General features: G+C 66.5%; 12 protein-coding genes. 3 read left to right on the top strand and 9 right to left on the bottom strand.

The window, feature by feature from the left end; all coding sequences use genetic code 11:
* Positions 1–110: 110 nt before the first annotated feature.
* The 4 genes from HWX22_RS10595 to HWX22_RS10580 form a co-directional block, all read right to left on the bottom strand.
* Positions 111–1,244: a hybrid sensor histidine kinase/response regulator gene (locus tag HWX22_RS10595; RefSeq protein WP_175915590.1), complete on the bottom strand. Its 1,134-nt coding sequence runs from the start codon at positions 1,242–1,244 to the stop codon at positions 111–113.
* Between the two features lie 515 nt (positions 1,245–1,759).
* On the bottom strand, positions 1,760–3,343 hold the full coding sequence (locus HWX22_RS10590) for a Na+/H+ antiporter (protein ID WP_175915589.1): 1,584 nt from the start codon (positions 3,341–3,343) through the stop codon (positions 1,760–1,762).
* Between the two features lie 251 nt (positions 3,344–3,594).
* Positions 3,595–5,028, bottom strand: coding sequence for an aldehyde dehydrogenase family protein (locus HWX22_RS10585; protein ID WP_059689501.1), 1,434 nt, complete (start codon positions 5,026–5,028; stop codon positions 3,595–3,597).
* A 28-nt stretch (positions 5,029–5,056) separates the two neighbouring features.
* The gene (locus tag HWX22_RS10580; RefSeq protein ID WP_059531686.1) at positions 5,057–6,697 is read right to left on the bottom strand and encodes an acetolactate synthase large subunit; all 1,641 of its coding nucleotides are present in this window, start codon (positions 6,695–6,697) and stop codon (positions 5,057–5,059) included.
* A 376-nt stretch (positions 6,698–7,073) separates the two neighbouring features.
* On the opposite strand from HWX22_RS10580, the gene HWX22_RS10575 reads away from it, so the two are divergent.
* On the top strand, positions 7,074–7,391 hold the full coding sequence (locus HWX22_RS10575) for a type II toxin-antitoxin system RelE/ParE family toxin (RefSeq protein WP_107938181.1): 318 nt from the start codon (positions 7,074–7,076) through the stop codon (positions 7,389–7,391).
* Between the two features lie 3 nt (positions 7,392–7,394).
* Complete coding sequence (locus HWX22_RS10570) at positions 7,395–7,694, top strand: addiction module antidote protein (protein WP_006750245.1); 300 nt, start codon at positions 7,395–7,397, stop codon at positions 7,692–7,694.
* A gap of 48 nt (positions 7,695–7,742) precedes the next feature.
* On the opposite strand, the gene HWX22_RS10565 is transcribed toward HWX22_RS10570, so the two are convergent.
* The 5 genes from HWX22_RS10565 to andAc form a co-directional block, all read right to left on the bottom strand.
* The gene (locus tag HWX22_RS10565) at positions 7,743–9,029 is read right to left on the bottom strand and encodes a DUF445 domain-containing protein (protein ID WP_175906600.1); all 1,287 of its coding nucleotides are present in this window, start codon (positions 9,027–9,029) and stop codon (positions 7,743–7,745) included.
* A gap of 164 nt (positions 9,030–9,193) precedes the next feature.
* Positions 9,194–10,414, bottom strand: a complete 1,221-nt coding sequence (gene andAa / locus HWX22_RS10560) for an anthranilate 1,2-dioxygenase system ferredoxin--NAD(+) reductase (RefSeq protein WP_175915588.1) — start codon at positions 10,412–10,414, stop codon at positions 9,194–9,196.
* On the bottom strand, positions 10,404–10,730 hold the full coding sequence (andAb, locus tag HWX22_RS10555; protein ID WP_039344765.1) for an anthranilate 1,2-dioxygenase ferredoxin subunit AndAb: 327 nt from the start codon (positions 10,728–10,730) through the stop codon (positions 10,404–10,406). The genes andAa and andAb overlap by 11 nt, the downstream gene beginning before the upstream one ends.
* Positions 10,731–10,746: 16 nt before the next feature.
* The gene (andAd, locus tag HWX22_RS10550) at positions 10,747–11,232 is read right to left on the bottom strand and encodes an anthranilate 1,2-dioxygenase small subunit AndAd (protein ID WP_059531699.1); all 486 of its coding nucleotides are present in this window, start codon (positions 11,230–11,232) and stop codon (positions 10,747–10,749) included.
* Positions 11,233–11,249: 17 nt separating this feature from the next.
* On the bottom strand, positions 11,250–12,521 hold the full coding sequence (andAc, locus tag HWX22_RS10545) for an anthranilate 1,2-dioxygenase large subunit AndAc (protein WP_059448779.1): 1,272 nt from the start codon (positions 12,519–12,521) through the stop codon (positions 11,250–11,252).
* A gap of 212 nt (positions 12,522–12,733) precedes the next feature.
* Here andAc and andR point away from each other — a divergent pair, with 212 nt between their 5' ends.
* On the top strand, positions 12,734–13,690 hold the full coding sequence (gene andR / locus HWX22_RS10540) for an anthranilate 1,2-dioxygenase regulatory protein AndR (RefSeq protein ID WP_175906604.1): 957 nt from the start codon (positions 12,734–12,736) through the stop codon (positions 13,688–13,690).
* Positions 13,691–13,833 lie beyond the last annotated feature (143 nt).

Below are 13,833 nucleotides of genomic sequence, written 5' to 3'. Positions count from 1 at the left end.
TTTCTAAAATCAGCGTTGAAAAAAACCGCGCCCGCCCGCGCGCCGGACGGCGCGCCACGAGCGCATCGGGGTCTGCGGGCGGCGCGGCACCGGCCGGCCGCGCCGCGAAATCATCGCTCCGCTTGCGCCGGCAGCCGAAGCGCGACCATGAAGCCGCGCGCCGTATTGCGCATCAGGATCTGGCCGCGATGCCGCGCGGCCGTCGCGCGGACGAACGCAAGCCCGAGGCCGAAGCCGCTGCGCGCCGCGCCATGCGCGGATTCGAGCCGCACGAACGACTCGGTCGCGGCCGTGCGCTGCTCGGGCGCGATGCCGGAGCCGGCGTCCTCGACCCCGATCAGCCACGCGCCGTCGTCGTCGCTCAGCGTGCAGTGCACGTCCGTGCCGGCCGGGCCGTACTTCAGCGCGTTGTCGATCAGGTTCGCGACCGCGCGCGTGAGCATCATGCGGTCGCCCATCGTCACGCACTCGGTGCCGGGCACGTGGGCAAATACCCGGCTGCCGAATCCGGCCGCCTTCTCCCACAGCTGGTCGACGGCGTCGAGCACGATCTCGTTGAGACTCAGGACCTCGTGCGCGCGGCGTTCCGACCGCGCGCGGGTCAGGTGGATGAAGCCGTCGGCGAGCGCGAGCGCGCGCCGTGCGTGGCCGGCAATGCGCTCCATGATCGGCGGCATGTCGCCGTGCTCGCTCCGGTAGACCTCGAGCAGCGCGAGGATCGACGTCTGCGGCGAACGCATGTCGTGCGACAGGAAATCCAGCGCTTCGTCGCGCTGGCGCGACATCAGGTACGAATTCGAGTGATAACGGATGCGCGCGGTCAGCTCCATCGCGTCCGGGAGCTTCACGAGGTAGTCGTTCGCGCCGGCGATGAACGCCTCGCGCTTGACGATCGGCTCCTCCTTCGCCGACAGCACGATGATCGGCACGCGTGCGGTGTCGGTGTCCGCGCGCCACGCGCGAACAAGGTCGAGGCCGTCGATTTCCGGCATCACGAGATCCTGCAGGATGACCGTCGGCTTCACGTCGCGCGCGACCGCCATCGCCCGATGTGCGTCCGTGCACACATGCAGGTCGATATCGTGCTCGCTGCGCAACGCGCGGCGGATCACCTCGCCGACGAACGGCTGATCGTCGACGAGCAGAACCGATAGCCCCGACTCCAGACAATCCGGCGCATTTTCACCGCTGGATTCTTTCATAAATACCGTTTCAAACGCCAAATCTCCAATTGATTCTTTCATAGGAGTTGTTTATCCGACTTGGACGCCATCTTAAAACTGGCGGCGGAGAAATCCGCCAGTTGTTGCCGATCTGGCCTGTCGGCATTGCCTCGCGGGGATCCGAGCGCCGAATTCACCCCGACGACGGTCGCATTACCTCCGCGCGCTTTCTCTCAATAAAGATAACCGGCTGATTCTAAATGAAATTAGAACACAGCATCTATCTCCTTCCGGTTTAGTTTTGCCAAATATGGTGAAAGAGCGGGATTCAGATAAATCAGATCATTTCCGGATGCGAAAGACGATAACGTTTGCGAAGCCGGCACCGCGAGGTTTGCATGCGCTGCAAGGCCGTCGCGTCGAACGTTCTGGGGCCGGATTCCGAAGCGGCGGAATCGGAAGAGATGGGAGGGGAAAAATCGTGCGCCGCGCCTGGACCGGCGCGACGCGAAGGCTCGCGGCGCCGCGCGACGAACACGATCGGCGCGGCCACGCGGCCACGCGGCCGCGCGTTCATGGCCCGCGCGCGCCGCCGGCTACCCGCGCGCGTGCTGCGCGGATACTTCCTGCAGGTCGAGATCGCGCTCGAGCATGTGCAGCATCTCGTCGTGGATGCGGCCCGAACGATGCAGACGCAACAATTCCGCACGCCCGGCCTTGATCGCGGCCAGCACGACGTCGTAGTGCGCGGTGCGTACCTCCGCCGGATAAGCAGGCTCGTTCTTCGCCCGCTCGGTCAGTTCCGCGCGATACGTGTATTGCTCCAGCAGGCGCGGGTGAATCACCTTGCCGCTCTCGTCGCGCACCAGCGGCTGGATCGCCGCAAGCTGCGCGGCCTCGATGTGCGCCCACGCCTGCGGCTCGGTCAGGTGATGCGCGGCGCGCTCCTCGCGCTGAGGCAGGCGCAGCAGCCGGATCAGCGGCCCGATCGTCGTGCCCTGCATGAGCACGGTGACGAGGATCACCGCGAACGACGCGACCAGGATCACGTCGCGGCCCGGCATCGCCTCCGGCAACGACAGCGCGATCGCCAGCGTCACGACCCCGCGCATCCCGGCCCAGCTCATGATCGTCGCGGCCTTCCAGTCGGGTGCGGCACCACGCCGAATGATCCCGCGCACCGGCACCTTCAGCGCCTCGACCGCGTAGATCCAGACGAAGCGCGACACGATCACCGCCACCAGCACCGCAAGCACCGGCGGGACCATCGTCGCGAGCACCTGCTCGAAACCGCCGAGCCGGTGGATCGCACCGCGCAGCGACAGCCCGATCAGCACGAACACCAGCGCTTCGAGCAGGAACACGATGACCTGCCAGAACGCGGTGCCGCGCGTGCGCACGGCCGCCGAGAACACCTCGTGCTGATGCCAGCCGACAATCATGCCGGCCGTGACCGTCGCGATCACGCCCGACACCTCGACCATCTCGCCCGCGATATACGCGATCCATCCGGCGATCACCGCGACGGTGATCACCAGATAGTCGTCATCAAGCAGCTTCAGGAACCACACGACGAGCTTGCCGACCAGGAAGCCGACCACGACACCGCCGAGCCCGAGTTCCGCGAAGCGCACGACCGCGTGCTCGAGGCTGAACGCGCCCGTGAGCGCGGCGGCGACCGCGAAGCGGAACAGCACCAGGCCCGCCGCGTCGTTCAACAGGCTTTCCCCTTCGAGCAACACCATCAGCCGGCGCGGCAGCGCGACGCGTTCGAGCACCGCCTTCGCGGCCACCGCGTCGGGCGGCGACACGATCGCACCGAGCGCGAAGCACGCGGCCCACGGCAGCGACGGCACGACCCAGTGCACGGCAAAACCGACCGCGAACGTCGTGAACACCACCGCGCCGATCGCGAGCATCATGATGCCGCCGACGTTGCGCTTGAATTCCTCCCATACCGAGAAATACGCGCCGTCCATCAGCAGCGGCGGCAGGAACACGAGCAGCACCAGTTCCGGATCGAGGTTGATCGGCGGCAGGCCGGGAATGAACGCGATGCCGATGCCGCCGATCAGCAGCGCGGCCGCGGGCGGCAATCGCAACCGCTTGGCGATGTATTCGAGCGCGACGATCGCGAGGAATGACAACAGAACCAGCTTGAATGCCGAGACGGGGGACATGAATCGACCTCGTGAGGAATGAATGCGCACGCCAGCCGGTGTCGTACCCCGGTTGGCCAATTCGCGCGATTACATCACGATGCGATGCAGGCAGTCGAGCGCGTTCGGCAAGCACGGCGCGCGGTGCCGCCACGATGACGCAATGGCGGGCATCGCCGCGCCCGTCGGCGTGCGCCGAGACGAAAACGGCACGCGGGCCGGCACGATCGCCCGCCCGCGTGCCGTCAGCCGTCAGGCCGCCGCCCGTCGCGCTAGCGGCGCCGCACGACCATCAGGCGCGGCTCGGTCATGTCCTCGATCGCGTAGCGGATCCCTTCGCGGCCGAGCCCCGAATCCTTCACGCCGCCATACGGCATGTTGTCGACGCGGAACGACGGCACGTCGTTGATCACGACACCGCCCACCTCCAGCTCGTCCCACGCGCGCTGCGCATGCGCGAGCGAATCGGTGAACACGCCGGCCTGCAGCCCGAAGTCGCTGTCGTTGACGCGCGCGAGCGCATCGTCGAAGCGCTCGAACTTCTCGAGGATCGCGACGGGACCGAATGCCTCCTTGCGGTACAGGTCCTGTTCGCGACCGACGTTTTCCAGCAGTGTCGCCTCGAACATCGCGCCGTCGACCTTGCCGCCCGCGACGATCTTCGCGCCCGCCGCGACCGCCGCATCCATCCAGCCGGACAGCCGGCGCGATTCGGATTCGGAAATCATCGGGCCGACGAACGTCGACGGATCCTTCGGATCGCCCATCTTCAGCGAACGCGTTTTCGCGATCAGCTTGTCGCGCAGCGCGTCGTACAGATCCGCATGCACGAGGATCCGCTGCACGCCGATACAGCTCTGGCCCGACTGGTAATACGCGCCGAACGCGAGACGCTCGACCACGTAGTCGAGCTGCTCGCGCTGGTCCGCGTCGACGATCGCCGCCGCGTTGCCGCCGAGCTCCAGCACGACCTTCTTCTTCCCGGCCTTCTCCTTGAGCGCCCAGCCCACGGCCGGCGAACCGGTGAACGACAGCAGCTTGAAGCGCTCGTCGGTCGTGAACAGGTCCGCGCCGTCGCGATGCGCGGGCAGCACCGAGAATGCCCCCTTCGGCAGGTCGGTTTCGGCGAGCACCTCGCCGATGATCAGCGCGCCGATCGGCGTGCGGCTCGCGGGTTTCAGCACGAACGGACAGCCCGCGGCCAACGCGGGTGCGACCTTGTGCGCGGCGAGGTTCAGCGGGAAGTTGAACGGCGAGATGAACGAGCACGGGCCGATCGGCACGCGCCGCGTATAGCCGGTGTAGCCTTGCGCGCGTGCCGAGATCTCGAGGTTGATCACCTCGCCGTCGATGCGCACCGATTCCTCGGACGCGACGCGGAACGTATCGATCAGCCGCGTCACTTCGCCCTTCGAATCGTTGATCGGCTTGCCGGCCTCGATGCACAGCGCCTCGGCCAGCTCGTCGAATCGCTCGCGAAAGCGCGCGACGCAGTGGTCGAGCACCGCCTGACGCTTGTACGCCGGCAACTCGCGCATCGGCTTCGCGGCGTCGACCGCCGCGCCGATGGCCGCATCGATCGCCTTCGCGTCGGCCAGCGCGACGCGGGTCGCGACCTTGCCGCTGAACTTGTCGGTCACTTCCAGATCGGTGTTCGCGTAGACGGCCTCGTTGGCCAGATAGTACGGATAGGTATCCTTCAGCATGGAACGCTCCTTCCGGTGAACTGCGGATTCAGAGTTGCGCCGACAGGCGCTTGATTTCGCGGTTGAGCACGCGTTCGTTGTCCGAATAGTCGATCGGCACGTCGATCACGTGCACGCCCGGCGTCGCGAAGCAGTCGCGCAGCAGCGGCTCGAGATCGTCGGCCGCTTCGACGCGATGCCCGTGCGCGCCGTAGCTCTGCGCATACGACACGAAATCGGGGTTCTTCAGCGTCATCGCGAAATCGGGGAAGTTCATGTTCTCCTGCTTCCAGCGGATCATTCCGAACGCGTCATCGCGCAGGATCATCACGACGATGTCGAGCTTCAGCCGCACGGCCGTTTCGAGTTCCTGCGAATTCATCATGAAGCCGCCGTCGCCGCACACGGCGATCACCTTGCGCTGCGGATGCACGATCTTCGTCGCGATCGCCGACGGCAGGCCCGCGCCCATCGACGCGAGCGCGTTGTCGAGCAGCAGCGAGTTCGGTTCATGTGCACGCCAGTAGCGCGCGAACCAGATCTTGTACATCCCGTTGTCGAGACAGACGATCCCGTCGGTCGGCAGCGCGTTGTACAGGTCGTTCACGATCCGCACCGGATACATCGGGAAGCGCGGGTCGTGCTGGCCTTTCTGCAGGTGCGCGTCGAAGTGCTCCTTGATCATCGCGAAGCGCGCGAAATCCCAATGCGGCTGCGGCGCGATCGCCTCCTTCATCTGCCACACCGCGTTCGCGATGTCGCCGACCACCTCGATCTGCGGGAAGTAGACGGGATCGACCTGCGCGCCGAGGAAGTTCACGTGGATCACGGTCTTGTCGTCCGTGCGCATGAAGAACGGCGGCTTCTCGATCACGTCGTGGCCGACGTTGATGATGCAGTCCGCATGCTCGATCGCGCGGTGCACGAAGTCGCCGTCGGACAGCGTCGCGTTGCCGAGCCACAGCGGATGCGTTTCGTCGATCACGCCCTTGCCCATCTGGGTCGTGAAGAACGGGATGCCCGTCTTGTCGACGAATTCGAGCAGCATCTTGCAGGTCGTCTTGCGATTGCCGCCCGCGCCGATCATCAACAGCGGGTGGCGCGCGGCCTGGATCGCGTCGACCGCGTGCGCGACCGCCTTCTCCTCGGCCACCGGCCGCCGGCTGTAGCTGCGCGGAATCGGCTTGCCGTCGCCCTCCTCGTGCGCGATGTCCTCCGGGAGTTCGAGGTGCGCAGCGCCCGGACGCTCCTCCTCCGCGCGACGGAACGCCTCGCGCACCGCCGACGGGATGTTGCCGATCGACACGATCTGTCGCGTGAACTTCGTGAGCGGCTGCATCATGCCGACGACGTCGACGATCTGGAAGTGCCCCTGCTTGCTGGACTTGATCGGCTTCTGCCCGGTGATCATCAGCATCGGCATGCCGCCGAGCTGCGCATACGCGGCAGCCGTCACGAAGTTGGTCGCGCCCGGCCCGAGCGTCGCGAGACACACGCCGGTGCGGCCCGTCAGCCGGCCGTAGGTGGCGGCCATGAACCCGGCCGCCTGCTCGTGCCGGGTCAGCACGAGCTTGATCTTCGATCGCCGCAGCGATTCGAGCAGATCGAGGTTTTCCTCGCCGGGGATGCCGAACACATACTCGACGCCTTCGGCTTCCAGCGCCTTCACGAACAGATCCGATGCTTTCATGGGGGACTCTCGGTTGATGCCGCTTGCCCGGCTTACGAGCGCGCGACGTTCAGAACGCGCGCCGGCCTACGGCACGCGGACGCTTACCTACTGGTGACCACGGCACTGCCCGCCGCGCAACCCACGGCGGTGCCTCCCTGTGCAGGAGGACAAACGGATCCGCCCGCGCGCGGCAAGCACGCACGGGCGGCAAGGACGTTTTTGATTGTAGACGGATTCGCGGAATTCCGACTTCGGCCGAATGGCCAGGTCCGGCCGCGCGAAAGGATCGGCCTGACGGCCAATTCGACCTCAAACGGCACGCGCGGCCCTATTGTTGGACGCACCCCGATTCCATTCACCAAACATGTGAACCATGGTTGACATAGCGCGATCCATGTCCTACAGTGCGCCTACATTCAGTATCCGGACTACCGACGTCTTCGACGCGTGGTTTGCCCGCCTGCAGGATCGCGTCGCCCGGCGGCGCATCCAGGCGCGCATCGACCGTCTGTCGATGGGCAACCCGGGCGACTGGAAATCCGCCGGCTCACCCGTCGTCGAAATGCGTGTCGACCACGGCCCCGGCTATCGCGTCTATTACGTCAGACGCGGAACGATATGGGTGATCCTGCTCTGCGGCGGCGACAAGTCGACGCAACAGGCGGACATCCGCGCCGCGCACGCGATGCTCGAGCGGCTCGACCTGGAGTGATCGATGGACAAGATCAAGACCCGGCCGTGGGATTCGGCCGAACACCTGAAAACCGACGACGACATGGCCGACTACTTCGAGGCCTGTCTGCAGGAAGCCGGCGACGACCCGGCCTTCATCGCGCATGCGCTCGGCGTGATCGCCCGCGCGCGCGGCATGTCGCAGGTCGCGCGCGATGCGGGCCTGTCGCGCGAAGGTCTGTACAAGGCGCTGTCGCACGACGGCAATCCGAGCTTCGGCACGATCCTGAAAGTGATCAAGGCCCTCGGCCTGCAACTGCACGGCGCGAAGGCACACGCTTGATTCAGCGGCGTACGGCGGCGCGCCACGTGCGCGACGGCCGCGCCCGCATCAATGCAACCACTCGGCCGCCCAGCGCGGCACCAGCGAGACCAGATACAGCCCGAGCCCGATCAGCCCGCCGACCAGCGTGCCGTTGATGCGGATGTACTGCAGGTCCTTGCCGATGTTCAACTCGATCTGCCGCGACATCTCGCGTGCATCCCAGTTGCGCACCGTATCGCGGATGTGACGCATCAGGAAATCCGCGAAATCCGGCGCCATCTCGTGCACGGCCTTCTCGATGTGCTCGTTCAGCGACGCGCGCAGCGCCGGGCTCTCCGCGAGCCGCGCGCCGAGCCAGCCGCCGAGCGTCGCGGCCTGCCGGTGCAGCGTCGAATCGGGCCGCGCAAGATCGGCCTTCAGCCATGCGCGCAACTGGTCCCACAGATCGCGTACATAGTCGTTGAACGCGTCGCCGTCGCGGATGTAGCGCTTGATTTCGTCGCCCTTCGCGATGAACACCGGGTCATGCTTCAGCCGCTCGGTGAGCCGCACGACCGTTCGGTCGAAGCGCTGTCGCAATTCGTGCTCCGGATCGGCCGCCACGCCCTCGAGCACGCGGCTCACCGCGCTCGCCAGCATGCGCGCGCCGTTCTCGCCGAACCACTGCGTCGGCATGATCTTCTCGACCTTCGGGTATTGCGTCTTCAGCCATTCGACGATGAAGCCCGCGATCACCTCACGGTTCTCTTCCTTGTCGAGCACGTCGACCACCTGCCCGATCGCGTCGTCGAGCAACGCCTGGTGACGGCCGTCCTTCGTCAGCGTGTCGAGGATCGCGCCCACCGACTGCGACAGGTCGATCCGGTCGATCACCGCGCGGAACGCGTCGTGGACGAACGACTGGATCCGCGCATCGTCGGTCATGTCGAGCGCGAAGCTCATCAGCTTCGTCACGTAGCCGCCGAGCGCGTCGGTGTTCGCGGGCTCGCCGAGCCATGCGCCGAGTTTCCGTGCGGGATCGTGCTGGCGAATCTGCGCGACGAGTGCGTCGGGGCCGAGGAATTTCTCGCGCACGAACACCGCGAGGTTGTCGGCGATCTTGTCCTTGTTCTTCGGGATGATTTCGGTGTGACGCGACACGAACGGGATCGGCACGCGGCGGAACAGCGCGACGACCGCGAACCAGTCGGCGAGCGCGCCGACCATCGCGGCCTCGGCCACCGCCTTGAAACCGTCGACCCACGGGCCGCGCGGCAGCAGGATCGTCGTGACGAATACCGCGACCGCGGCCAGCAGCAGCCATAGCGCGCGGCGCTTGCTGCGTTTCAGTTCGAGGGCTTTGTCTGGCGTCATGGGCGACCGGTGAAACGGCAATGCCGCTAATATGCACCGATCGCCGGCCCGCGACAAACCCGCGCGCGTGGCGCGAGCCGGAAAGGTTGTCCGGAACAGGTTTCCCTCGACGTTTCAGCTACCCGACGCGAACACGACCGCGCCGGCCGCGTTCGCGCACTGCCTCAGAGAAACGTCTTCAGGTTCACCGCCGGATCGGCGAGCTTCGCCGGATCGGGCACGGCGCCTGCCGCGATCAGGCGCCGCGATGCACCGATGTCGCGCCCCAGATTCGCCGCGGCCACCGCGGCGATCTTCCCGTCGTCGTCCAGCCCGAACACCGTGAACGGCCCGCTCACGGGATCGCCACGCACGACGGTCGTTCGCTCGTCGCCGAACAGCCCGAGCATCTGCAGGTTGCAGTCGTACTGATCAGACCACAGCCACGGCAGCTCGGCATAGATTTCGTCCGCGCCCAGCAGGTTCGCGGCCGCGACCGCCGGCTGATTCTCCGCGACCTGCCACGACTCGATCCGCACGTGACGCCCGAGCAGCGGATTGAAGTGCATCGTCACCTCGCCCGCCGCGAAGATCGCGCGATCGGCCGTCCGGCATCCCGCATCGACACGGATGCCGTTGTCGACCGCGAGGCCGGCTGCCTGCGCAAGTTCGACGTTGGGCACGACGCCGATGCCGATCACGACGACATCGGCCGGCACGTCGCCGCGATCGGTCTCGATGATCGCGCCGCCGCCCGGTGCGCGGCGAATCGCGCGCGGCAGCGTCGCCATCTGGAAGATCACGCCGCGTGCATCATGCAGTTGCCGCGCATACGCGCCGACGACTTCCGGCAATGCACGCTGCAGCAAGCGTTGAGCCGGGTCGATCACCGTCACGTCGCAACCGAGCTGGCGTGCCGCGGCCGCCACTTCGAGGCCGATGAAGCCGCCGCCGAGCACCGCCACGCGACGCCCCGGCGCGAGCTGCGCGCGCAACGCACGCGCGTCGGCAACGGTGCGCACGTAATGCGGGACGACGCCTTCGTCGACCGGCCCGCCGAACGCACGCACGCGCGAGCCCGTCGCGAGCACGAGCCGGGCGTACGGCAACGTCGCGCCGTCGTCGAGCCGCACGCGCTGCGCATCGCGCTCAATCGCGTCGACGCGCGTGCCGAGCCGCAGCTCGATGCGCTGCGCGTCATACCAGGCCGCATCGCGGATGAATGCACGCTGCTCGCCGCCGTCGCCCAGCAGCGCGTCCTTCGACAGCGCGGGCCGATCGTACGGCAACTCGCGCTCCGCGCCGATCATCACGATGCGCGCGTCGGCGTCGCGCGCGCGCAGCGCCTCGGCCGTGCGCCGCGCCGCGTGGCCGGCGCCGACGATCACGAACGGGTCAGCCGACATTGACTTCCACCTGACCGTCGACGATCCGGATCGGATACGTCCGTACGGGCTCGGTGATCGGCGCGCATTTCGGCGCACCGGTGCGAATGTCGATCAGCCCCTGGTGCAGCGGGCATTCGACGCAGCCGTCTTCCACATAGCCTTCGGACAGCCGCGCGTGACCATGCGAACAGAGGTCGTGCATCGCGAACAGTTCGTCGCCGATCCGGAACACCGCGATCGGCTTCTGGCCGGCGACGCGCGCGGCCGGTTCGTCTTCGGAGAATTCGTCGAATGCGCCCAGCGGATGCCATTCGGCGAGCGTTGCTTCGGTCATGTCGTTTCCTTCGCAGTCAGATCGGGGTGGCGAGCAGCGTTTGCACGCGCGACGTGTCGTAGATCACGCGCTTGGTCTTGTAGCGCAGCCCGTCGGGCGTGCGCACGACCGTGTCGTAGTACTTGCCGGCCTGGTACACGTTCGATTCGCCGTTGCTGCGCGTCTGCACGACCACGTAGTTGCTCTCGGTGTCGATCTCGCCGTCGCGCTCCGCGACGATCGTGAGGCCCGACGTCATGTGCCGGTACGTGTGCTCTTCAAAGATGTTCGCGTGCCGCAGCGACACCACGCGGTCGCGCAGCATCCGCTGGTTCGTGCAGTGGACGATCCCGACCGGCAGCCCGAGATCAGCATTCTCCTTCGGCACGATTTCGTACGTGCAGTCCTCGGTGAACATTTCCGGCCAGTGTTCGAGCCGGTCGTTGTCGAGGTGGCCGATGTAGCGGTTCTGGAGCATGTAAATCTCGAACCACGTCTTCATGTCTTCCGTCAGGTTTTCCATCGTTCCGCGCTCCCGCTTCAATAGCCCATCAGCTTCTGGTACCCGACCCAGAACTTGCGGATCAGGCTTTCGGTGATCACCGTGTCCTGCTGGTCCGGGTTGCCGCGCGACATCTCGATCACCGACGTCGCATCCGCATCTCGCACCGTGCCGCGCTGCACCAGTTCGGTCGCCTCGGTGTCTTCCATCGAGATGTAGCCGGCCGGCCCGACCAGGTTCGCCTGCTTGATGCGCAGCGCGCGCAGTTCGGGCGTGTCGTCCGCGTAGCCGAAGAAGTGGAAGATCAGCTCGAAGTTGTCCGGCCCCTTCGGCAGGATCTGGCGCGCGACCAGCGTGTTGTGGATCTGCTGGATCACGAGTTGCGGAAAGATCGGCTGGATATGGTTCGTGCAGTCCTCGTCGTATTCCGACACGAGATCGAGGATCGATTCGTCTTCCAGATGGAAGCCCTCGTCGAACGAGCGGATGTTCTGCTGCTTGTACGCGGCCGACGTGTCGTCGCCCGTCTTCGTCACGGTGATGATGCTGTGCAGCCCGTGGTTCGCATCCGGAATCGAGCGCGCCTTCATCCCGACGCGGAAGATGTTGAAGGTCGTATGGAACAGGTGCAGCATGCTCGCGTGATACGGATCCTTCACGTTCTCCATGTACAGCTTCCAGTTCGACTTCGAATACTGGCGCGTGCAACCGAGATACTCGATCGGCTTGTGGAAGATCCGGTCGATCCACGGGCGCATCTGCTCGCCGAGATAGTCGGGCAGCGGCGCCACGTCATCGCTGAAGGTCGCGAACACGAGCCCGCGATAGCTGTCGACACGCAGCTTGCGCAGCCCGTGCTGCTTCGGGTCGAAGTCGGCCGGCATCCCGGTCATCCCCTTCTGGCCGCGCCGGAACGGCACGCCGAGCAGGTTGCCCTGGTTGTCGAAGCTCCACTGGTGGTACACGCACGTGTGCGAGCTCGCGTTGCCGCGCGACTTGCGGCACACCTGCGCGCCGCGGTGCGCGCAGCGGTTCACCCATGCGGACAGCGTGCCGTCCTCGGTGCGCGTGACGACGACCGGCGTGTCGCCGACGAACGTGCTCTTGAAGTCGCCGGCGTTCGGGATTTCCGCTTCCAGCGCGACGAAGTTCCAGGTCGGGCCGCGGAAGATGCGTTCCTGCTCGCGATCGTAGACCGCGCGCGAGCTGAAGACCTTGTACGGCACGCGCGAGCCGTCGTCGTGCGGAAAGCGCACATCGGACGCGTCGTCGCGCGCGGCGAATACGACGGGCGATTCTGTCTGCTCCATGTCGGACTCCTTCTGGTTCCGTTTCGTTGATTGCATGGAGGCGATTTTTGAAAAGCTAATATTCGGCGTCTATCCGGAAAGTGCGATTGCGGCGGCGCAATATCCACTTTCGGCGGATTTCTGCGCTAGCATGGCGACACACGCGACCCGCGCACGATCGCGACCCATTCGTCGGATCGAAGCGCCCGTCGTTCATACCAAGGCCGATGCCCATGTCCCCAACGTCGTTCGAGCCGCTTGCGCTGCGTGCGCACCGGCTGTTCGAATCCCGCGATCTCGACGAGACGCGCGAGCGGATCTCGCGCGTGATGCAGCCGCATGCGCTGCTGCCGAGCGGCCGCGTGCAAGGCGCGTCGCACATGGATTTCGTGCGGCTCGGCGGGCTCGGGATCGGCACCATCGCGTTCGGCGACGCGATGCGCGTGCAGGTCGACGCCGTCGACGGCTATTACCTGCTGATGTTCTGCCTGTCCGGGCAGGCGGAAGTCCACGCGATGGGGCGCCGGCTCGGCGTCGACGGGCAGACCGGCGTGCTGTGCGCGCCCGGCGAGCGCTTCGACGCGGTGCTGTCTGCCGATTGCGAGCAGTTCGTGCTGCGCATCGATGCCGCGACCGTCGGCTCGCTGACCGGCGACCCGCGCGCGGTGCTCGACCCCGTGCTGCACATCAGCGATGCCGCGCTCACCGCGTGGCGCCAGCAGTTGATGCTCGTCGCCCGCTCGCCGGCGCTGCTCGAACGGGCGAACGCGAACCCGCGCGTCGCGTCGCAGCTCGAGCATCTGCTGATCGATTTGCTGATCGAAGGCCACCCGCCGTCGGCGCCGAGCGCGCGCCAGGATCCCGCACCGGGCTTCGTGCGGCGCGCGCAGGAGTTCGTGAACGCGCACTACGCGCAACCGCTGCAGCTCGCCGATATCGTCCAGGCCGCCAACGTGCCGGAGCGGACGCTGCGCGACGCTTTCCTGCAGTTCCGCGGGATGAGCCCGATGCAATACCTGCGCGCGACGCGGCTCGAGCATGCGCGGGAGTTGCTGCGCGGGTCGGTGTCCGAGCGACGGATCGCCGATATCGCGCTCGATTGCGGGTTCACGCATCTCGGGCGATTCGCGATCGCGTACCGGGAGAAGTTCGGCGAATCGCCTTCGGAGACGCTCGACGGGAAGCGGTAGGCGGTAGACGGGCGCGGGCTCCCCGCCTTGCCGATTGCCGGCCGGGGCAGCTTGCCGGCTTGCTGCCCGCCTGCATCAGCGGCATATGACATCTGCATCACGATCCCGGCTCCGCATTCGGCCTGGCTCGCCGAATTTGACCG

Origin of the sequence: Burkholderia sp. BCC1638 (assembly GCF_902833195.1) — a bacterium.
GTDB classification, from domain to species: Bacteria; Pseudomonadota; Gammaproteobacteria; order Burkholderiales; family Burkholderiaceae; genus Burkholderia; species Burkholderia diffusa.
This window is presented reverse-complemented; position numbering and strand designations above follow the sequence as displayed.